17 protein-coding genes are annotated in these 20,668 nt (G+C 69.6%); 11 read left to right on the forward strand and 6 right to left on the reverse strand.

The window, feature by feature from the left end:
- Window positions 1-77: 77 nt before the first annotated feature.
- The 4 genes from ACJ512_RS24390 to ACJ512_RS24405 all read left to right on the forward strand — a co-directional run bounded on the left by ACJ512_RS24390 (window position 78) and on the right by ACJ512_RS24405 (window position 4,355).
- Window positions 78-983: an AurF N-oxygenase family protein gene (locus tag ACJ512_RS24390; protein ID WP_407685037.1), complete on the forward strand. Its 906-nt coding sequence runs from the start codon at window positions 78-80 to the stop codon at window positions 981-983.
- Window positions 959-2,212: a DUF4873 domain-containing protein gene (locus tag ACJ512_RS24395; protein WP_407685036.1), complete on the forward strand. Its 1,254-nt coding sequence runs from the start codon at window positions 959-961 to the stop codon at window positions 2,210-2,212. Before ACJ512_RS24390 ends, ACJ512_RS24395 begins: the two co-directional genes overlap by 25 nt.
- Before the next feature lie 411 nt (window positions 2,213-2,623).
- Window positions 2,624-3,397: an STAS domain-containing protein gene (locus tag ACJ512_RS24400; protein ID WP_407685035.1), complete on the forward strand. Its 774-nt coding sequence runs from the start codon at window positions 2,624-2,626 to the stop codon at window positions 3,395-3,397.
- 91 nt (window positions 3,398-3,488) lie between these two features.
- Window positions 3,489-4,355 (forward strand): LLM class flavin-dependent oxidoreductase, encoded by an 867-nt coding sequence (locus ACJ512_RS24405; RefSeq protein WP_407685034.1) that lies wholly within the window; start codon window positions 3,489-3,491, stop codon window positions 4,353-4,355.
- Between the two features lie 31 nt (window positions 4,356-4,386).
- Here ACJ512_RS24405 and ACJ512_RS24410 read toward each other — a convergent pair whose 3' ends face one another.
- From ACJ512_RS24410 to ACJ512_RS24420, 3 genes are all read right to left on the reverse strand, one after another.
- Window positions 4,387-5,184 carry an enoyl-CoA hydratase/isomerase family protein gene (locus ACJ512_RS24410; protein WP_407685104.1) on the reverse strand — a complete coding sequence of 266 codons (798 nt, stop codon included), beginning with the start codon at window positions 5,182-5,184 and terminating at the stop codon, window positions 4,387-4,389.
- 117 nt (window positions 5,185-5,301) lie between these two features.
- Window positions 5,302-7,251, reverse strand: a complete 1,950-nt coding sequence (locus ACJ512_RS24415; RefSeq protein ID WP_407685033.1) for a fumarylacetoacetate hydrolase family protein — start codon at window positions 7,249-7,251, stop codon at window positions 5,302-5,304.
- Window positions 7,248-9,527: an ATP-dependent DNA ligase gene (locus ACJ512_RS24420; RefSeq protein ID WP_407685032.1), complete on the reverse strand. Its 2,280-nt coding sequence runs from the start codon at window positions 9,525-9,527 to the stop codon at window positions 7,248-7,250. Before ACJ512_RS24420 ends, ACJ512_RS24415 begins: the two co-directional genes overlap by 4 nt.
- A gap of 47 nt (window positions 9,528-9,574) precedes the next feature.
- Here ACJ512_RS24420 and ACJ512_RS24425 point away from each other — a divergent pair, with 47 nt between their 5' ends.
- From ACJ512_RS24425 to ku, 3 genes are read left to right on the forward strand one after another with little or no spacing between them, the layout of a single operon-like run.
- Window positions 9,575-10,990: a mannitol dehydrogenase family protein gene (locus tag ACJ512_RS24425; protein ID WP_407685031.1), complete on the forward strand. Its 1,416-nt coding sequence runs from the start codon at window positions 9,575-9,577 to the stop codon at window positions 10,988-10,990.
- A complete protein-coding gene (locus tag ACJ512_RS24430) occupies window positions 10,987-11,907 on the forward strand; it encodes a carbohydrate kinase family protein (RefSeq protein WP_407685030.1) in 921 nt (306 codons plus the stop codon). The genes ACJ512_RS24425 and ACJ512_RS24430 overlap by 4 nt, the downstream gene beginning before the upstream one ends.
- A 51-nt stretch (window positions 11,908-11,958) precedes the next feature.
- Window positions 11,959-12,870 (forward strand): non-homologous end joining protein Ku, encoded by a 912-nt coding sequence (gene ku / locus ACJ512_RS24435; RefSeq protein WP_407685029.1) that lies wholly within the window; start codon window positions 11,959-11,961, stop codon window positions 12,868-12,870.
- 10 nt (window positions 12,871-12,880) lie between these two features.
- Here the strand turns inward: ku and pstA are convergent, their stop codons facing one another.
- From pstA to pstS, 3 genes are all read right to left on the reverse strand, one after another.
- Complete coding sequence (gene pstA / locus ACJ512_RS24440) at window positions 12,881-13,783, reverse strand: phosphate ABC transporter permease PstA (RefSeq protein ID WP_407685028.1); 903 nt, start codon at window positions 13,781-13,783, stop codon at window positions 12,881-12,883.
- A gap of 70 nt (window positions 13,784-13,853) precedes the next feature.
- A complete protein-coding gene (gene pstC / locus ACJ512_RS24445; RefSeq protein WP_407685027.1) occupies window positions 13,854-14,846 on the reverse strand; it encodes a phosphate ABC transporter permease subunit PstC in 993 nt (330 codons plus the stop codon).
- A gap of 12 nt (window positions 14,847-14,858) precedes the next feature.
- Window positions 14,859-15,971, reverse strand: a complete 1,113-nt coding sequence (gene pstS, locus ACJ512_RS24450; RefSeq protein WP_407685026.1) for a phosphate ABC transporter substrate-binding protein PstS — start codon at window positions 15,969-15,971, stop codon at window positions 14,859-14,861.
- A gap of 296 nt (window positions 15,972-16,267) precedes the next feature.
- On the opposite strand from pstS, the gene ACJ512_RS24455 reads away from it, so the two are divergent.
- From ACJ512_RS24455 to ACJ512_RS24470, 4 genes are all read left to right on the forward strand, one after another.
- Window positions 16,268-17,059 carry an SDR family oxidoreductase gene (locus tag ACJ512_RS24455; protein ID WP_407685025.1) on the forward strand — a complete coding sequence of 264 codons (792 nt, stop codon included), beginning with the start codon at window positions 16,268-16,270 and terminating at the stop codon, window positions 17,057-17,059.
- A 26-nt stretch (window positions 17,060-17,085) separates the two neighbouring features.
- Window positions 17,086-18,162, forward strand: a complete 1,077-nt coding sequence (locus ACJ512_RS24460) for an NAD(P)H-dependent amine dehydrogenase family protein (protein WP_407685024.1) — start codon at window positions 17,086-17,088, stop codon at window positions 18,160-18,162.
- 181 nt (window positions 18,163-18,343) lie between these two features.
- Window positions 18,344-19,591: an Nramp family divalent metal transporter gene (locus tag ACJ512_RS24465; protein ID WP_407685103.1), complete on the forward strand. Its 1,248-nt coding sequence runs from the start codon at window positions 18,344-18,346 to the stop codon at window positions 19,589-19,591.
- Window positions 19,592-20,647: a poly-gamma-glutamate hydrolase family protein gene (locus ACJ512_RS24470; protein WP_407685023.1), complete on the forward strand. Its 1,056-nt coding sequence runs from the start codon at window positions 19,592-19,594 to the stop codon at window positions 20,645-20,647.
- Window positions 20,648-20,668: the final 21 nt, after the last annotated feature.

Genomic DNA, 20,668 nt, shown 5'->3' on the forward strand with positions numbered 1-20,668 from the left:
CGCGAAGGGCTAGTCGGGGACTCCAAGTACCCGATACCATGGGTACCGTCTGAAGGTCCGATGAAGGGACAGCAGCGATGACCACTGCGGTGAAGCCAGGTGGACCGAGTCGGGAAGAGTTCTCGGGTCGGTTGCTCAAAGGCTCGGTCAAGAAGTCCTACGAACCCGTCGTGGACATCGACTGGGACGCACCGCTGGACCCCGACAAGTTCTATCTGCCACCGCGATTCGTGTCCCTGTACGGCACGCCGATGTGGGACGAGATGACCCGCGGGCAACAGATCGAGCTGTCCCGCCAGGAGTTGGTCAACACGTTGTCGGCGGGCATCTGGTTCGAGAACATGCTCAACCAGTCGTTGCTGCGCACCATCCTGCACGAGGACCCCACCAGCTCCTCGACGCATTACAAGCTGACCGAGATGGGCGACGAGACGCGGCACATGGTGATGTTCGGCAAGGCCATCGAACGCATCGGCGCCAAGCCGGTCCGCCCGCGGCGGTTGCAGCGGATGATCATCAACACCTTGCCGCTGGCCTTCCAGTACGGCTCGATGCTGTGGGTGGCCGCCCTGATCGGCGAGGAGATCTTCGACTCGCTGCAACGGCAGATGATGGACGATCCGGAATTGCAGCCGATCATCCAGCGGCTCATGCGCATTCACGTCACCGAAGAGGCCCGCCACATCCAGTTCGCCCGCGACGGCGCCCGCAAGCGGGTGCAGGAGATGCCGCGGTTCAACAGATGGTTCATGGCCAACATCAACGGGCTGGGCGGGTACTTCTTCCGCTACCTGTTCACCAACCCGATCCCCTACGCCCGCACGGGTCTGGACGCCAAGCGGGCACAGGCGATCGCGCGCAGCAGCCGGCACCGGCACGAGGTCCAGGTGTCGGGCTTCGCCCCGCTGGCCGCGTTCCTGACGGAGGTGGGCCTGTTCGGTCCGCTGGCGCGCCGCGGATGGCGGCGCACCAGGTTTCTGTGACGCACGAGCCCGACCGCCGCGTCGTCGTCGTCGGCGCGGGTGCCGTCACCGCGGAGTTGACGGCCGCCGGAGTCACCGACGTCCTCGAACTCGACGCCGGCCGCGTTGTCGGGTCGGTGTTCGACGACGCGAGCGCCACGTGGTCGCTGCACGCGGCCTCCGGCGAGGTGGTGCGGGCCCGCGTCGTCATCGCCGCTCGCGAAGCCCTGCTGGTCCCGTGGGTGCCGGAGCTGGCGGGTCGAGACCAGTTCCGCGGGGTGTCGTTTGCCGCCGCGAGCTGGGACGCCGGCTTCGATCCGGCCGGCAAGCGCATCGCGTTCGTCGGCGCCGACTCCGTCGCCGGCCACCACATCGCACGGCTGGGACGGGCGGCGTCGGTCACCGTCTTCGCGCACGCGCCGCGCCGGACGGTCCCCGAGCTGCCACTTCCGTCGACCCGCGCCAGACGCTGGCTACGCCGCCGGCTCCGGCCGGGCGCGACGCACCGCACGTCCGGGCCTGTCCTGGCGGGCTCGGCGATCGACACCCTCACCGCCTCGGGTGTCCGCACCCGCGACGGCGTCGACCACCCCGCCGACGCCGTCGTCTACGGCACCGGATTCACGCCCGCCGGTCCGGGCGCCGGTGCGACCGTCGTCGGCGCCGGCGGCGTGACGCTGCGGCACGGCTGGGCCGACGGCACGGAACCCTACTTCGGGGTCGCCATGCACGGTTTCCCCAACTATTTCGTCCTGGGCGGGTCCCGCGCAGAAGACGCCGGCGCGCGGGCACGCTACGTCGCCGAATGCGTGCGTCTCCTGACGGACAGCGGAGCGACCCGCATCGAGGTGCGGCGCAGCAGCCAACAGGTGTTCAACGAGCGCGTCTACGTGCGGACCGTCCAGCCCCAGCCGGTGTCCCGGGCGTTCAACCTGTCGATCGGCTCCCCACGCGAGGACCGGGAGAGCTACGACGGCGCGGCGACGCTGATGCTCGCCGGCACGCCGCACCCCGTACGCGTCCGGCTTGCCGGACGGCTGGATCCCATCGACGGTCGATATCACTGGCAGGGAACGGTTTTCGGTTCCCCGTCCGAGCCGCTGCCGGACCACGCGCTCAGGCGGGCACAGACGGCGACCCTGACCGTGGGCGAGCGCAGCGCGCCGGCACGGATCACCGAGCAGACCCCCTGGGGCACCCACTCGATCGCCGGGGTCGGCGCGCCGCCGTACCCGCTCGGCGGTAACTGAACCCGGCGCGGCGATCCGGTTTAGCAACGGAGCGCCGCGGGGTAACCAGCACCTTTCATCGGGAGGTGGCCACGCACCCGCCGGGGGGTTCGGCGGTGCGGCGCCGAGGTGAGCGACCTGGGCGAGACGGCATGTTCGAACGCGCTAGCGGCCGAGGTCCCGGACGGGCGGGGCCGGGGGATTTCTGTCCTGCACACCCCCTGATGGATGGCGGCTTGAGCGCCCGCGAATCCGCGCAGCCGTCCTGGTTGCTCGAGAAGTTCGCCGACGGGGGATGCGGGGAGAGCCATGGCAGAGAACGACACCACCAGAACGCCCACGTTTCAATCACAATCGGGACACGCGTGCCCGCGGATCGCCGGGTCGCGCCCGCGCTTCAGCCACGATGAAGCTCTGACGTGCGAAGGGGGGGTGGCTGCGGTGAGTGCGCTGGCTCAGTCGCCGAGCTCGCTGATCATCGACGGGCGGATGAACCAGTCGGTCGCGGTGCTGACCGTCGATGGCGTGCTGGACACCGCCAACTCCGCGGCGCTGCGCGACACCATCGTGCGGACCGTCCTCGACGAGCCGTCCGCCCTCATTCTCGACGTGACCGCGCTTCGAGTGCCCACGGAGTCGGCGTGGGCCGCCTTCATCGGCGCGCGCTGGCAGCTTCACCCGCGGGTCGATGTCCCGATCGTGCTGGTGTGCGCTCGGCGCGCCAATCGGGATGCGATCGACCGCAGCGGCGTGGCCCGCCTGCTGCCGGTGTATTCGAGCGAGAAGGGCGCGATCAGGGCACTCGGGCGCCAGACCCGGCGCAGCGTCCGGCGTGCCGACGCCGAGCTGCCGGCCAACCTGACCAGCCTTCGGGAGTCACGCCGGCTGGTCCGCGAGTGGCTGACCGAGTGGTCGCAGACCCCGCTCATCCCGGTCGCGCTGGTGGTGGTCAACGTGTTCGTGGAGAACGTGCTCGAGCACACCGGCAGCGTCCCGATGATGCGCGTCGAGAGCGACGGCGCCACCGCCACCATCGCGGTGTCCGACGGCAGCAACACCCCCGCGGTGCGGCTGCCGCCGCCCGAGGAGGGCATCGACGTCTCCGGCCTGGCGATCGTCGACGCGTTGTCCCGCGCGTGGGGCAGCGCCCCCACCGCAACCGGCAAGACCGTCTGGGCGGTCATCGGGCCCGAGAACCAGCTGTAAGCCGCGACTGGTTGTGCTGCGCCCCGGGGCGGGGTCAAACTAGAACACGTTCTAATGTCGTGTGACGACCCGTTGCAGGAAGGCAGATGACGTGCGGTTCACCTACGCGGAGGCGATGACCGACTTCCGGTACTACATCCCCCTGGCCCAGGCCGCCGAGGCGGCCGGCTACAACGCGATGACGATAGCCGACAGCATCGCCTATCCGTTTGAGTCCGACTCGAAATATCCGTATACGCCCGACGGGAACCGCGAGTTCCTCGACGGCAAGGAGTTCATCGAAACATTCGTACTGACGTCGGCGTTGGGTGCGGTGACGTCGACGCTGCGGTTCAACTTCTTTGTCCTCAAACTGCCGATCCGCCCGCCCGCCCTGGTCGCCAAACAGATCGGTTCGCTGGCCGCGATGACCGACAACCGCGTGGGATTCGGGGTGGGTACCAGCCCGTGGCCCGAGGACTACGAGCTGATGGGCGTCCCGTTCGCCAAGCGGGGCAAGCGGATGGACGAGTGCATCGAGATCATCCAGGGCCTCACCAGCGGCGAGTACTTCGAGTTTCACGGCGAGTTCTACGACATTCCCAAGACCAAGATGACCCCGGCGCCCACCCAGCCGATCCCGGTCCTCATCGGCGGCCACGCCGACGCGGCGCTGCGGCGCGCCGCGCGGCTGGACGGCTGGATGCACGGCGGCGGAGACCCCGAGGAACTCGACGGCCTCATCGCCAAGCTCCAGCGGTACCGGGAAGAAGCGGGCAAAACCGGTCCATTCGAGATCCACGTCATCTCGGCCGACGCCTACACCGCGGACGGCATCAAGCGGCTCGAGGACAAGGGCGTCACCGACGTCATCGTGGGCTTCCGCATCCCCTACATCAAGGGCAACGACACCGAGCCGCTGGACACCAAGATCCGCAACCTGGAGATGTTCGCCGAGAACGTGATCGCGAAACTCTAGCGGCTGCCCGCCGCCATCAAGACCGCGGCGGTCAGAGCGGATCCCACTTCGGGGCCCGCTTCTCCCGGTGCGCCATCGCGGCCTCGACCGGGTTGTTGGTGAATCCGCTCAGGATCTGCGTGCGGTTCTCCAGCTCGATCGCATGCCGCAGGCTGGGCGCGTCCAGTGCGGCGTTGAGGCCGATCTTGGTCTGCCAGACGCCGTAGGCGTTGTTCGCGGCGATCGCGCGCGCCACCTCGAGCGCGGCCGGCATCAGGCCGTCCGGGGCCACCACCTCGTGCACCAGCTTGATCCGGTACGCCTCGGCGGCGTCGATGATGCGGCCGGTCAGCATGAGTTCCCGGGCCACCCCGGCGCCGACGATCTTGGGCAGCAGGTAGCTGGTGCCCATGTCCATCGAGGAGAAGCCGGCCTTGATGAACGCCGACCCAAACCGGGCATGCTCGGAGGCGACCCGCACGTCGCAGACCAGCGCGAACGCCAACCCACCGCCGACCGCGACGCCGTTGACCGCGGCGATCACCGGGATGGGCAGCTCGTAGAGGCGGGTGAACAGGTCGGCCAGCCGGACCTGCGCGTCATAGTTGACCTTGAACGGCGGCGTGGTCGGCCCGGGCCTGGTCCACGGCTCGCCGGTGCCGCTCAGGTCGGCTCCGGCGCAGAACCCCCGTCCCGCACCGGTCAGGATTGCCGCCCGGAATTCGCCGCCGCCGAGCGCGGTCAAGGCGTCGTCCACGCCGTCGATCAGCGCACCGTCGATGGCGTTGAGGCGTTCGGGACGGTTGAGGGTGAGGCAGGCGATGTTGTCTTCGAGGGTGTCGAGTTCCACAGCGGGCATAGGCAAACCGTAGGGGACGCGGCCGCTGATCCGCGCGGGCCCGAGCCGCGAAAGTGCACCTGCCGGCGCTTCTTCTCGGGAAGCGGGTAGCCGGTTGCACTTTCGCGCTCACGCCGACCGCTTGGCCAGCCACTCGGCCTGCATCACCAGCAGCGCCATCACTTCCAGCGCCGGGGTCTCGGGGTCGAGTTCGCGGTAATGCTGGTAGACGTTGACGACGACGCGCTCGGCGTCCAGCCAGGTCGCGTACTCGCCGAGATCGATGGTGTCGGCGGCCTCGGCCCACGACAGTCCCCTGCGGTGGGCGGCCTCGGCCTGCTCGGCGACGTGCGTGAGATAGCCGCGCACGGCGCGGATGCCGTCCGGGTCGGTGACCGGGCCGTGGCCGGGCACCACGACCGGCGCATCCAGCGCGATCATCGCGTCGCACGCCGCGACCCAGTTGGCGATCGGGCCCGCCCACACGATCGGCGTGCAGCCGATGAACAACAGGTCCCCGCCGAACAGCACGCCGGCGTCGGGCACGTGCACCACCGAGTCCGCGGCGGTGTGGGCCGGACCGAGGTTGAGCAGGTCCACCCGCCGGCCGCCGACGTCGATGGTCAACTCGCGGTCGAACGTCAGGTCTGCGTTGCATACCGTGATGCCGCTGAAGTCGAAGTGCCCGAACCGGTCTCGCGCGTAGGGAGTCGCGGCCGGGCCGAGGTTGGCGGTCTGGGCCATGGCCAGCATCTCCGGAGCCATTCCGTGCGCGATCTCCTCTGCGGTGCCCGCGGCGGCGATGATCCGCACCGACGGGTCGAGCAGCTGGTTGCCGTGGGTGTGGTCGCCGTTGGAGTGGGTGATCAGCGCATCCGTGATGGGCGCGCGGTCGGTGAAGGGCCGCATGGCGGAGAGCATCTCGCGGGTCAGCGCCAGGTCGAACAGCGTGTCCACCAGCAACGACGCGCCGTCGCCGGCGACCAGGCCGGCGTTGCTCCACCCGTAGCCGCCGTCCGGCAGCGTCCAGGCCCACACCTTCTCGGCGACCTGGTGCAGCCCGCGGGTGTAGGGCACCTTCGCCGGGGCGGGGTTGACGCGACGTGGGGCGGGCGCGGCATCCGGATTGGGCCGCGCGGGCAGGGGATGCGGCGGCGCGCCGGCGCGGACGGTCTGCCGCGTCTCCCCCAGTCCCTGCACCCGCAGGGTGACGACGTCGCCGTCGTGCAGCCAACCCGGAAACGATTCCAGCGCAGCCGGATTGAGGTGTTCGACCAGCGTGCAGGTGGGCACGGTGCCGGAGCCGATGACGTCGCCGGGGGCGAGCATCACGCCGCGCGACACGTAGGAGATGACCTCTGCGAAGGTCCAGTCCATCTGGGCGGTGGACCCCGAACCGATCACCTTGTCGTTGACCAGGGCGGTCACCTTCAGGTCGAGCCGGCCGGGACGGGAGGGGTCGCGGAACGGGTCGAGCTCGTCGGGCGTCACCAGATACGGGCCCAGCGTCACCCCGCTGTCCTTGCCCTTGCCCTGCCCGATCGCCAGCTGGCTCTCCAGCTGCTGCAGGTCGCGCGCGGACCAGTCGTTGAAGATCGTGTAGCCGATGATGGCCTGCTCGGCCTGCTCGATGGTCAGGTCCTTACCCCCGGCGCCGATGACCGCGGCGATCTCCAGCTCGAAGTCCTGCCAGGCGCACCCGGGGGCCGTCGGCACGTCGTCGTAGGGCCCCAGAACGGTTGCCGGGCAGGCGAAGTAGAACGCCGGAACGCGGTACCAGGTGTCGGCGAGCGCCCGCCCGGCGCCCAGCGCGGCCTGGCAGTTGCGCATGTGGTCGAGGAAGCACAGCGTGTCGCGGATCGATGGCGGGCGCGGGATCGGCGCCATGAGCCGCGCCTCGGCCACCGGGATGACCGCCGCCGGCGAACGCAGCGCCTCCTCGCCGGCGTGCCGCAAGCCGTCGGCGCCACGCCCGACCAGCTCGAGCAGCGTCACCCCCGCCGGCATCGCGTGGATGCTGTCATCCGACACGACCCCGGCGCGTATGCCGTCGTCGTCTTGGTAAGTCACCCATTTCATTCCCGCACCACCTCACTCGGTTCCTTGTCCGGCCGCAGGCCACGCCAACTCGTCTGGCGCAGCCGGTCATCGGGGGTCCACTCGCTGTAGCGCACCTCGCCCACGAGCACCGGCTCGACGAACGTCACCCCCCTGGCCTCGCTGCGCGGCAACGGCGGACTGAACGGCGACGCGGCGGTGTGCAGCGGCGCCAGCGTCTGCTTCAGGCTCGCCAGATCGCGCTCGGTGAAACCGGTTCCGACCTTCCCGGCGAAACGCAGGCCGTCGGCACCGGGGATGCCCATCAGCAGCGAACCGATGCCGCTGCCGCGCCCGCCCGCCCCGGCCTTCCAGCCGCCGATGACGACTTCCTGTGTGTTCCAGTGCTTGTCCTTGACCCACGACGCCGACCGCCGGCCCGGCTGGTAGGTGGAGTCGCGCCGCTTGGCCACCACACCCTCCCAGCCGTGTGCGGCGGAGTACTCCAGGGCCCGCTTGCCGTTGCCGGGCAACAGTTCCGGAACGACGAGGTTGGTGCCGCCGCCCAGCGTCTCCAGCAGTTTGCGCCGGTCCTCATAGCGGGCCCGCAACAGCGACCGGCCGTCCAGGTAGAGCAGATCGAAGGCCCAGAACTCCACGTGGGCGCCGCGGCCGCGGTTCTGCATCGCGTGGAAGCTGGGCACACCGGAGGTGTCCAGAACGACGGCCTCGCCGTCGAGGACCACGTGATGGTCGGCCAGATCCGCGGCCAGGGAGGCGAATTGAGGATATTCGGCGGTGACGTCGCGACCGCGGCGGGATCGCAGCCGCAACGTGCCTTGGTCGGCCTCGAGTAGCAGGCGGTAGCCGTCCCATTTGCCTTCGAAGGCCCACTGGCCGGCCGGGTACGCCGCCACCGAGCCGTGCGTCGCGAGCATGGGGGCGATCGCGTCGAAGTCGAAGGACTTCTGGTCCTTCATCCGGTGCGCCAGCCACTGGTCGCCGTTGGTCTGAATCAGCGCATAGCGCCCCGAGATCCGGCCGCCGTGCAGGTTGACGATCACCTCCCCTTTTTCAGCGTCAACCCGGAACTTCTCGGCCTCGTAGGTCCCCGAGTCCCAGATGATCACCTTGCCGGCCCCGTACTCCCCCTTGGGGATGACGCCCTCGAAACCGCCGTACTCGAGCGGATGGTCCTCGGTGTGCACCGCCAGGTGGTTCACCGACGTCGTCTCGGGCAGGTTCTTGGGCACCGCCCACGACACCAGCACCCCGTCTCGCTCCAGCCGGAAGTCGTAGTGCAGCCGGCGGGCGTGGTGCTCCTGGATGACGAACGCGTTGCCCTGCCCGGTAGCGGGTTCGGCGGCCGGAACGGGCTCGGGAGTCTTGGCGGCGTCGCGCATGCTGCGGTATCTGGCCAGCCGATCCGATACGGGCGCATCGGCGTCGAGCGGGGCAAGCAGGTCGCCGTCACGCTCGACGCGGGCCAGGACTTCGTCGTAGCGCAGCTGGGTCAGCGCGGGGTCGTCGAGTTCCTCCCAGGTGCGCGGCGCCGCGACCGTCGGATGCCGCCGGCCGCGCAGCGAATAGGGCGCGATCGTGGTTTTCGCCCCGTTGTTCTGGCTCCAGTCCAAGAACACCTTTCCCGCGCGCAGGCTCTTGGTCATGGTGGCCGTGACGAGCTTCGGCATCGCCTTTTCCAGTTGCTGCGCAACGCGTTTGGCCAGCACCGAGGCGCCCCGGCTGCTGACCGGCTCGGCCAGCGGCGCGTAAAGGTGCAGCCCCTTGCTGCCGCTGGTGAGCGGGAAGGTGGTCAGTCCGATATCGGCGATCAGGTCGCGGACGGCACGGGCCACCTCGGCCAGCTGCGCCATCGTCACGCCCTCGCCCGGGTCGAGGTCGAACACCAGCCGGGTGGCCGGCCCCGGTTTGAGCTCCTCGGCCCTGCTGCGGGTCCACTCGGCGACGAACCGCCACTGCGGCACGTGCACCTCCAGCGCCGCCTGCTGCGCGATCCAGGCCAACCCGTCCGGGCTGTCGATGATCGGGTAGGTCGTCGTCCCGGACCGGTGCGTGACGCTGCCGCGGGGCAGCCAGTCCGGCGCCGAGGAGGCCAGCTGCTTCTCGAAGAACGAGTCCTCGTCGACGCCGTTGGGCCAGCGTTTGCGGGTGGCGGGGCGCGCGGCGATGTGCGGGATCATCACCTCGGCGATGCGCGTGTAGTAGTCGAACACGTCGCCCTTGGTGGTAGCGGTGGCCGGGTACAGCACCTTGTCGGCGTTGGTCAGCTTCACCTGCGCCCGCGCCGTGGACCCCATGGTGTCAACGTACTTGCCGGGTGGTGCAACCCGGTACCGTCGATGTGGTGGTTCGCCTGAACAGCGCCACCCTGCCGCGCCTGCCGATCGCGACGCCGGGCTACGACCGGGACGGCGTCGGGACCGGCATCGCGCACTTCGGTGTCGGCAACTTTCACCGCGCGCATCAGGCGATGTACGTCGACCGGCTGCTGCGGCGGGGGCTGGCCCGCGAGTGGGGTATCCGCGGACTGGGGGTGCTGCCGGCGGACCGCCGCATGCGGGACGTACTGGCCGCCCAGGACGGCCTCTACACCCTGATCTCCGAGCACCCCGACGGCAGTCGCGATGCACGCGTCATCGGCTCGATCGTCGACTACCGCTACGTGCCCGACGACCCCGCGGCGGCGGTCGAACTGCTCGCCGCACCGGCGACGCGCGTCATCACGCTGACCATCACCGAAGGCGGCTACCGGGTCCGGGACCGCGCGTCGGTGTTCGGCCTGATCGTCGAGGCCCTGGTGCGCCGCCGCGACCGCGGCATCGGCGCGCCGACGATCGTGTCGTGCGACAACATCGAGCACAACGGCGAGGTGGCCCGGTGCGCCGTCGTCGAGCATGTGCAACTGTTGCATCCGGGCGTGGTCGGCTGGGTGGACGACCACGTCCGGTTCCCCTGCTCGATGGTGGACCGCATCACCCCGGTCACCACCCCCGGCCTCGTGGCCGGTGTGGAACGCGACTTCGGTGTCGCCGATCGGTGGCCGGTGGCGGCCGAGTCCTTCGCCGCCTGGGTGCTCGAGGACGACTTCGCCGCCGGCAGACCGCCACTGGAGGAGGCGGGTGTGCTGCTGGTCGACGACGTCGCCCCGTACGAGGCGATGAAGCTGCGGCTGCTCAACGCCGGGCACCAGTGCCTGTGCTACTTCGCGTGGCTGTGCGGGTACCGCATGGTGCACGACGCGGCGCGCGACCCGTTGCTGGCCGAATTCCTCTGCGCCTACTTCGATTCCGAGGCGATCCCCACGTTGGCGCCGGTTCCCGGCATCGACTTGGCCGCCTACAGCCGGGAACTCGTCGAGCGGTTCGCCAACCCCGGCGTCGCCGACACGGTGGCCCGGTTGTGCGCCTACTCCTCGGACCGCATCCCGGCCTGGCTGCTTCCGGTGATCCGCGCCAACCTGCGCACCGGCGGGCCCGTCCGGCTCGCGTCGGCGGCGGTGGCGAGCTGGGCGCGCTACGCCGAGGCGGTCGACGAAGACGGCGAACCGATCGAGGTCGTCGACAACCTGGCCGATTCGCTGGTGCCCGCCGCCCGCTCGGAGTGGGAACGTCCCGGCGCCTTCCTGGAGAACCCGGCGGTGTTCGGCGACCTGCCGCGGGCGCCCCGCTTCGCCGAGGCCTACCGCCGGGCGCTGGACTCGTTGCACACCCACGGCGCGCGGGCGACCCTGGAAGGGTTGGTGAAGGGAGTGCGGGCATGAGCCGCGGACTGGTGGTCGGCGAGGCGCTGATCGACATCGTCAAGCACCGGGGCACCACCGACCATGTCGGCGGCAGCCCCCTCAACGTCGCGGTCGGGCTCGCCCGGCTGGGTCACGATGTCGATTTCCTCACCCACATCGGCGACGACGATTCGGGACAGCGCATCGCCGCATACCTGAACGCCTCTGGGGCACAACTGGTTCCAGGTAGCATCTCCGCCACCCGGACGCCGAGCTCGGTGGCCACGATCGGCGCCGACGGGTCCGCCGCCTACGCCTTCGACCTGGACTGGCGGCTGTCCGGCACCCCCGAGGTGGAGCCGCCGCTGCTGGTGCACACCGGATCCATCGCCGCCGTGCGGGAGCCGGGCTGCCTGGCGGTCGCGGCGCTGCTGGACGCCTACCGGGTGTCGGCGACGGTCAGCTTCGACCCCAACGTGCGGCCGTCCCTGATCGAGGACCGGGCGCTGGCCCGCGAACGCATCGAGCGCGCCGTCGAGCGCAGCGACGTGGTCAAGGTCAGCGACGAGGACCTGCGCTGGATCGAACCCGGCCACGAGCCGGAGCAGACCGCCCGCGGCTGGCTGGCCGCGGGACCCGCGATCGTCGCCGTGACGATGGGCGAGCGGGGCGCACTGGCGTTGTGTGCGGCCGGCGAGGCCCGGGTGGCAGCCCGGCCGGTCCAGGTGGTGGACACCGTGGGCGCCGGCGACGCCTTCACCGTCGGCCTGCTCGACGCGCTGTGGGGGCTGGGTCTGCTGGGTGCCGGCCGGCGGGCCGACCTCCGCTCGATCGGGCTCGACGCGCTGACCACCGCGCTGCACGCGGCCGCCCTGTCGTCGGCGCTCACCATCGGCCGGCCCGGGGCGGACCTGCCCGACCGCGCCGCACTCGACGCGGCGGCAAATCGCAGCTAGCCCGGCCCGGCGCGCTGTTAGCGGCCCAACTGTGTGGGCATACTGACTTACATGCGCTCCATCTGGAAGGGCTCGATCGCGTTCGGTCTGGTCAACGTGCCGGTCAAGGTGTACAGCGCCACCGAAGACCACGACATCAAGTTCCATCAGGTGCACGCCAAGGACAACGGCCGCGTCCGGTACAAGCGCGTGTGCGAGGTGTGCGGCGAGGTGGTCGAATACGGCGACCTCGCCCGCGCCTACGAGTCCGACGACGGGCAGATGGTGGTGATCACCGACGACGACATCGCCACCCTGCCCGAGGAACGCAGCCGCGAGATCGAGGTGCTCGAGTTCGTGCCGGCCAGCGAGGTCGACCCGATGATGTTCGATCGCAGCTACTTCCTCGAGCCGGACTCGAAGTCGTCGAAATCCTATGTGCTGCTTGCCAAGACGCTCGCCCAGACCGAACGGATGGCGATCGTCCACTTCACGCTGCGCAACAAGACCCGGCTGGCCGCGTTGCGCGTCAAGGATTTCGGCAAGCGCGACGTGATGGTGATCCACACCCTGTTGTGGCCCGACGAGATCCGCGATCCCGACTTTCCGGTGCTCGACAAGGAGGTCGAGATCAAGCCCGCGGAGCTCAAGATGGCCGGGCAGGTCGTGGAGTCGATGGCCGAGGAGTTCAATCCGGACCGCTTCCACGACAGCTACCAGGAGCAGCTACAGGAGCTCATCGACGCCAAGCTCGAAGGCGGGGAGGCGTTCACCACCGAGGAGCAGCCCAAGGAGCTCGACGAGACCGAAGACGTCTCGGATCTGCTCGCCAAGCTGGAGGCCAGCGTGAAGGCGCGCGCCGGCGGCGGCGACGGCAGAGCGCCGGCGAAGAAGGCACCGGCGAAAAAGGCCCCCGCCAAGAAGACCCCCGCGAAAAAGGCGCCCGCCAAGAAATCCCGCGCGCGGGCCGCCTCGAAGTCCTGACGCGCCCGCTTCAGCCGCGCCGGTTCGCGACGAAGCGGGCCGCCGCGGCGATCAGGTTGATCACACCCACGATGATGATCAGGCTCAGCGCCGCACCCCAGATGCGCAGGTAACCGGCGTGTTCGGGGTTGGTGAGCTCGGTGTAGATGAGCAGCGGCAGCGAGGCCATGTTGCCGTGCAGGACGTCGAAGTTGATCGAGCGGCTGTACCCGACGAGCACCAGCACCGGCGCGGTCTCGCCGACGACGCGGGCAACCGACAGGAGCACACCCGAGACGATGCCGGGCATCGCGATCGGGAAGACGATCCGCACGATGGTCTTCCACTTGGTGACACCCAGCGCGTAGCTGGCCTCGCGCAGGTCGTCGGGCACCAGCCTGAGCATCTCCTCGGCGGAGCGCACCACCACCGGCAGCATCAGCAGCACCAGCGCGAGCGACACGGCGAAGGAGCTCTGCTGGAAGCCCAGGGTCACGATCCAGAGGCTGAAGACGAACAGCGCCGCCACGATCGACGGGATCCCGGCCAGCACGTCGACCATGAACGTCGTCACCCGTACCAGCCGGCTGGAACTGTATTCCACCAGGTAGACCGCGACCATCAGGCCCAGCGGCACGGACAGGACGGCGGCCACCCCCGCTTGCACCAGCGTCCCGTAGAGCGCGTGGTAGATCCCGCCGTCGAACTGTTCGGGCAGCACACCGCGCAACGAGTGCGTCCACCAGCCCGACCGGGTGACCGCGTACCAGCCCCGCGAGACCACCACCGAGAGCACCCACAGCAGCGGCACCAGCGCCGTGACGAACGAGACGAGGAAGAACGCGGTGGCGACGTTGTTGGTGATCCGCCGCCGCAGGCTCAGCCGGTGAAACACCTCCGCCTTGACCGGGCGGTCGAACGCGTCGATGGTCATGAGCGCCGCTCCTCCTCATCGCTTCGCGCTGCATCGTCGCCGGCGCGGGTCATGAGCGCCCGCTCCGGGGTCATCCGTTGACCTTCCCGCCGGCGATCGCGCGGGCGAGCGCGTTGACGATGAAGGTCAGGACGAACAGCGCGAAACCCGCGGCGATGTAGGCGCCGGTGGGCAGCGCCTGGCTGAACTCGGCCGCCGCGGACGCGATCTTGGACGCGAACGTGTAGCCACCGTCGAACAGCGACCACTGTCCCGGTTGGGCGGCCGACCGCAGGATGATCAGCATCGCCACGGTCTCCCCCAGCGCCCGGCCCAGGCCGAGCATCGACGCCGCGATGACGCCGCTGCGCCCGAACGGCAGCACGGTCATCCGCACCACCTCCCACTTCGTGGCGCCGAGCGCCTGGGCGGCTTCCTTCTGGATGCCCGGCGTCTGGCGGAACACCTCCCGCGACACCGAGGTGATGATCGGCAGGATCATCACCGAGAGCACGATGCCGGCGGTGAAGATGGTGCCACCCCCGGCCAGCGACACGTTGCCGTGCTTGAACAGGAATATCCACCCGAGGTTGCGGTTGAGGAACGTCGCGATCGGCTGGAGCTGAGGCGCCAGCACGAAGATTCCCCACAACCCGAAGATGATCGACGGCACCGCGGCCAGCAGATCCACCATCGCGCCGAACGGGCGGGACAGCCGCGCCGGCGCGTACTGGGTGAGGAACACCGCGATGCCGACCGCGATCGGGACGGCCAGGACCAGCGCGCTGATCGAGCTCAGCACCGTGACCATGAACAGGTCGCGGATCCCGAACGCCAGCTTGTTGGGGTTGGTGGTGCTGAAGTCGGCGCTGGTGAAGAAGTTCGCGTGGTTGGCGCGCAGCGACGGGACGGCGCGAAGCAGCAGGAACACCGCGATCAGCGCGATCGCGACGACGATCGTCACGCCGGCGGCCACGGCGAGCGACTTGAACAGCCGGTCGCCGCGCCGCCCCGCGCGGGTGTCGACCGCCGCCAGCGCAGCGGACTGACGGCTCGGGGGGGTGGAGACCGTTGCTCGTGTCATCTACGTCCCGGGTCAGCTGATGGCGTTCACCGACGTCGACAGCCTGGACTTGAACGCGTCGGGGATGGGGATGTATCCGTTGTTGGCCAGCCCATTCTGCCCTGCACCGATGGTGCTTTGCAGGAATGCCTTCACCGCCGTGCCGACCTGCGCGTCGGGATACTTCGAGCAGACGACCTCATAGGTGGCCAGGACGATCGGATAGGAGCCGGCCTGGGTCGGCTTGTAGAACGACAGCGTGTCGATCACCATGTCGTTGCCCTGCCCCTTGATGGTGGCCCCGGAGATCGTCTTGCCGACCGAGTCGGCGCTGATCGCCACCGGGTCCGGACCGGCCGAGGTGACGATCTTGGCCATGTTCAGCTTCTGGGCCTGGGCGAACGACCACTCGTTGTAGGTGATCGATCCCTCGGTGGCCTTGATCGCCGCCGAGGTGCCGTCGTTGCCCTTGGCGCCCTCGCCGACGCCGCCGTTGAACGCCTTGCCGGCGCCCTTGCCCCACGCGCCGTCGGACGCCGCGTCGAGGTATTCCTGGAAGTTGTCGGTGGTCCCCGACTGGTCGTTGCGGAACACCACGTGGATCGGCTCGGCCGGCAGGTCGGCGCCGGCGTTCAGCTTCTGGATCGCCGGGTCGTTCCAGGTGGTGATGGCGCCGTTGAAGATTTTCGCCGCGGTCGGGCCGTCGAGATTGAGCGAACCGAGGCCCTTGACGTTGTAGGTGATCGCGATCGGGCCGAACACCGTCGGCAGGTCCCACGCCGGCGAGCCGCAGCGCTGCTGTGCCTTGCCGTATTCCTGCTTGGCCAACGGCGAGTCGGAGCCGCCGAAATCCGTTTGGTTGCCCGTGAACTCGGTGATGCCGGCGCCCGAGCCGTTGGGCGTGTAGTTCAGGGTCTGACCGGGGCACGCCTGTTCGAACGCGTTGACGAAGCGGGTCATCGCGTTGGCCTGTGCCGTCGATCCGCTCGCCTTCAGCGCCTTCTTTCCGCCGCAGCTCACGTTCGCTGACGACTGGCCCGCAGTCGCGTGGCCCGCGTTGGAGTTGTTGTCGCTGCCGCATCCCGACACGACCAGCGCCGCGGCGGCCAGGACACCCAGCGGGGCGCCAAATCGGTTGAGTTTCATTCAAATCCTCACGGTAGAGATGGAAGGTGATCGCCGCCGCACGCAGCCGCGGCCCGCTAACCAGCCGTCTTCCTCGCAGGGCCGAAGCTAACAGGACAAAGGTTAACGGTGAGCAAACGTCGGTTGCTGCCGACGACGGACCCCACCGGCACGCCCCGGGTGCCGCGCCCACCCTATGGCCCACGTCACATCACCGCGCCCGTGTGCAAAACTAGAACCTGTTCCAGAAAAGACCTTCGCCGGGGCGGCGGGGCTTGCTGCCGTTTCGGCCCACAACTCAACAAAGAAAGGCCGCAATGATCCTTGACAGGTTCCGCCTCGACGACAAAGTCGCCGTCATCACCGGTGGCGGGCGCGGCATCGGTGCAGCCATCGCCGTGGCTTTCGCCGAAGCCGGCGCCGACGTCCTCATCGCGTCGCGCACCCAGTCCCAACTAGACGCCGTCGCCGAGCAGGTCCGGGCCACCGGCCGCCGCGCGCACACCGTCGCCGCCGACCTGGCCCACCCGGAGGCCACCGCGCAACTGGCCGCTCAGGCCGTCGAGGCTTTCGGACGCCTGGACATCGCGGTCAACAACGTCGGCGGGACCATGCCCAACACGCTGCTGACCACCTCCACCAAGGACCTCAAGGACGCGTTCACCTTCAACGTCGCCACCGCGCACGCCCTGACCGTCGCGGCGGCGCCGCTGATGCTCGAGCACTCCGGCGGCGGCAGCATCATCAACATCACCTCCACGATGGGGCGCCTGGCCGGGCGGGGGTTCGCGGCCTACGGCACCGCCAAGGCCGCCCTGTCCCACTACACGCGGCTGTCCGCGCTGGACCTGTGCCCCCGCATCCGGGTCAACGCCATCGCGCCGGGCTCGATCCTGACCTCCGCGCTGGACGTGGTGGCCTCCAACGACGAGCTGCGTGCACCGATGGAGAAGGCGACACCGATGCGCCGCCTGGGTGACACGGCCGACATCGCCGCCGCGGCAGTCTATTTGGCGTCGCCGGCCGGCAGCTTCCTGACCGGCAAGACGCTGGAGGTCGACGGCGGTCTCACCTACCCCAATCTCGACATCCCCGTCCCCGACCTGTGAGTCCCCCGACCTCTAGAGGAGCAGCCATGGCAATCCCCGTCGTCCAACTCGGCACCGGCAACGTCGGCGTCCACGCGCTGAAGGCGCTGATCACCAATCCGCAGTTCGAGCTCACCGGTGTCTGGGTGTCCTCGGAGGCGAAATCCGGCAAGGACGCGGCGGAACTTGCCGGCCTGACGGAACCGACCGGCGTGCTGGCCAGCACCGACCTGGACGCGGTGCTGGCCACCGGCCCGCGGTGCGCCGTCTACACCGCGCTGGCGGACAACCGGCTGATGGAGGCCCTCGACGACTACCGGCGCATCCTGGCGGCGGGGGTCAACGTGGTGGGCAGCGGTCCGGTCTTTCTGCAATACCCGTGGCAGGTGATCCCCGACGAGCTCATCAACCCCCTGGAAGAGGCTGCGCGGGAGGGCAATTCGAGCCTGTTCGTCAACGGCATCGACCCGGGCTTCGCCAACGACCTGCTGCCGCTGGCCCTCGCGGGCACCTGCCAGAACATCCAGCAGATCCGCTGCATGGAGATCGTCGACTATGCCACCTACGACAGCCACACCGTCATGTTCGACGTGATGGGCTTCGGCAAGTCGCTCGACGAGATCCCGATGCTGCTGCAGACCGGCGTGCTGAGCATGGCGTGGGGATCGGTGGTGCGGCAGTTGGCGGCGGGCCTGGGGGTCACGCTCGACGAGGTGGCCGAGGTCTACGTCCGCGAACCGGCGCCCGCGGACTTCGACATCGCCTCGGGTCACATCGCCAAGGGCACCGCCGCGGCGCTGCGCTTCGAGGTGTTCGGAATGGTCAACGGCGACCCCGTCGTCGTCCTCGAGCACGTGACCCGGCTGCGCGAGGACCTGTGCCCCGACTGGCCGCAGCCCGCACAGCCCGGCGGCTCCTACCGCATCGAGATCACCGGCGAACCCTCCTACGCCGTCGACGTCTGCCTGGGCAGCCGCCTCGGCGACCACAACCACGCCGGGCTGGTCGCCACCGCGATGCGGGTCGTCAACGCGATCCCCGCGGTGGTCGCCGCGCCGGCAGGTATCCGCACCACGCTGGACTTGCCGCTGGTCACGGGCAAAGGCCTCTACGTCCCCGGGTGAGGCGGGGCAGGCCGGGTGTCGTCTCGAACCGGCGCCGGCCGTCGCGGGCGTAACGCTGCGGTGCGGTCCGGGCACCGGATCCCGCCACAGCGTCACGCTCGCGGGACGGAATCCGAACGCCGGGCCCGGGTGTGACCGGGCGCCGGCGTCTTCGGTTACCCTCACTTTTTTATTCGGGAAACTGAATCGAGGGATCGGCACGTTGGCGCAGGGCACCCAGTCCGGGCTCAAGACAAGCTGGTATCTGCTCGGCCCGGCGTTCGTCGCCGCCATCGCCTACGTCGATCCCGGCAACGTCGCCGCCAACGTCAGCGCCGGCGCGCAGTTCGGCTACCTGCTGCTGTGGGTCATCGTGGTGGCCAACGTGCTGGCGGGACTGGTGCAGTACCTGTCGGCGAAACTCGGGCTGGTGACCGGTCGGTCACTGCCCGCCACGCTCGGCAGGCGGATGAGCAATCCGGCGCGGCTGGTCTACTGGATCCAGGCCGAGCTCGTCGCGGTTGCCACCGACGCCGCGGAAGTCATCGGCGGCGCCATCGCCTTGCGCATCCTGTTCGGCCTGCCGCTGCTGATCGGCGGGATCGTCACCGGAGTCGTGTCCCTGCTGTTGCTGGCGATCCAGGACCGCCGCGGCCAGATTCTCTTCGAGCGGGTGATCACGGGTTTGCTGCTGGTGATCGCGATCGGCTTCGCGGCGAGCTTCTTCGTCAAGACGCCCCCGCCCGGCGACGTCATCGGGGGGCTGCTGCCGCGCTTCCGGGGCAGCGAAAGCGTACTGCTGGCCGCCGCGATCCTGGGCGCGACGGTGATGCCGCATGCGGTGTATCTGCACTCCGGCCTGGCCCTCGACCGGCACGGCCACCCCGACAAGGGCCCGCGGCGGACCATGCTGCTGCGCGTCACCCGCGTCGACGTGGTGCTGGCGATGGCGGTGGCCGGGACGGTGAACGCGGCGATGCTGCTGGTCGCCGCGATCAACCTGCAACATCGCTACATCACCGTGTCCATCGACGGCGCCTACTCCGCCATCCACGAAACCCTGGGGCCGGCGATCGCGGCGCTGTTCGCGATCGGCTTGCTCGCCTCGGGGCTCGCGTCGTCGTCGGTGGGCGCCTATGCCGGCGCCATGATCATGCAGGGGTTGCTGCACCGATCGGTGCCCATGGTGGTGCGCCGCCTGGTGACACTGTGCCCCGCGCTGGCGATCCTGGCGCTCGGGTTCGACCCCACCCGCGCGCTGGTGCTCTCGCAGGTCGTGCTGTCGTTCGGGATACCGTTTGCGGTGCTTCCCCTGATCAGGCTCACCAGCGACCGCCGGCTGATGGGCAGCGACGCCAACCATCCCGTCACCACCGTTATCGGGTGGGCGGTCGCGGTGATGGTTAGTCTGCTCAACGTGGTGCTGATCTGGCTGACGGTGGCCGGCTAGATGCCGGCCCGGCGGCATCCTTACTTCGCATACGGATCGAACCTGTGCGTCAGGCAGATGGCGCTGCGCTGTCCCGACGCGGCCGACCCGCGGCCGGCGGTGCTCTCCGATCACGACTGGCTGATCAACCAGCGCGGCGTCGCCACCATCGAACCCCTGTCCGGCAGCCGTGTGCACGGGGTGCTCTGGCAGGTCTCCGACACCGACCTGGCCGCACTCGACGGCGCGGAGGGCGTGCCCGTGCGCTACCGACGCGACCGGCTGACCGTGGTCACCGACGACGGCCCCTCGCCCGCCTGGGTGTACATCGACCACCGCGTGGTTCCCGGTCCACCGCGCCCGGGCTACCTGCCGCGCATCATCGACGGGGCCGTCCACCACGGCCTGCCGCAGCGCTGGATCTCGTTTCTGCACCTCTGGGATCCCGCACGCTGGCAGCGCCCCACTTCCGCCACAGGGCCTGCGCCACAGTCGCTTTCGGAGTTGCTGGGCGAACCCGGCATGGTCGAGGTCAGCCGGTTGCGCTCGCGCTTCGGCTTTCTCGCCGTGCACGGCGGCGGCCTCGAGAAGATGACCGACGTCATCGCCGAGCGCGCCGCCGACGCCGCCGGGGCGTCGCTGTACGTGCTGCGCCACCCCGACCGCTACCCGCACCACCTGGCGTCGGCCCTGTTCGACCCCGCCGAGTCGGCGCGGCTCGCGCAGTTCCTGGACCATGTCGACGTCGCGGTCTCGCTGCACGGCTACGGCCGCATCGGGCGCAGCACGCAGCTGCTGGCCGGCGGCCGCAACCGCGCACTGGCCGCCCACCTGGCCCGGCACATCCGGCTCAGCGGGTATGAGGTCGTCACCGAACTCGCCAGGATCCCGCGCGCGCTGCGCGGCCTGCATCCGGACAACCCCGTCAACCGCGTGCGCGACGGCGGCGCCCAGTTGGAGCTGTCCGCACGCGTCCGCGGCCTCGGCCCGCGCAGGCGACCGGCCGGCGACGACGTATTGTCGCCGGCCACCGCCGGCCTGGTGCGGGGGCTGGTGGACGCGGCCAAGTGTTGGTGAGGGTGTCGTAACTGTCGATCG

The organism is Mycobacterium cajalii (assembly GCF_045809005.2).
Taxonomy (GTDB): domain Bacteria; phylum Actinomycetota; class Actinomycetes; order Mycobacteriales; family Mycobacteriaceae; genus Mycobacterium.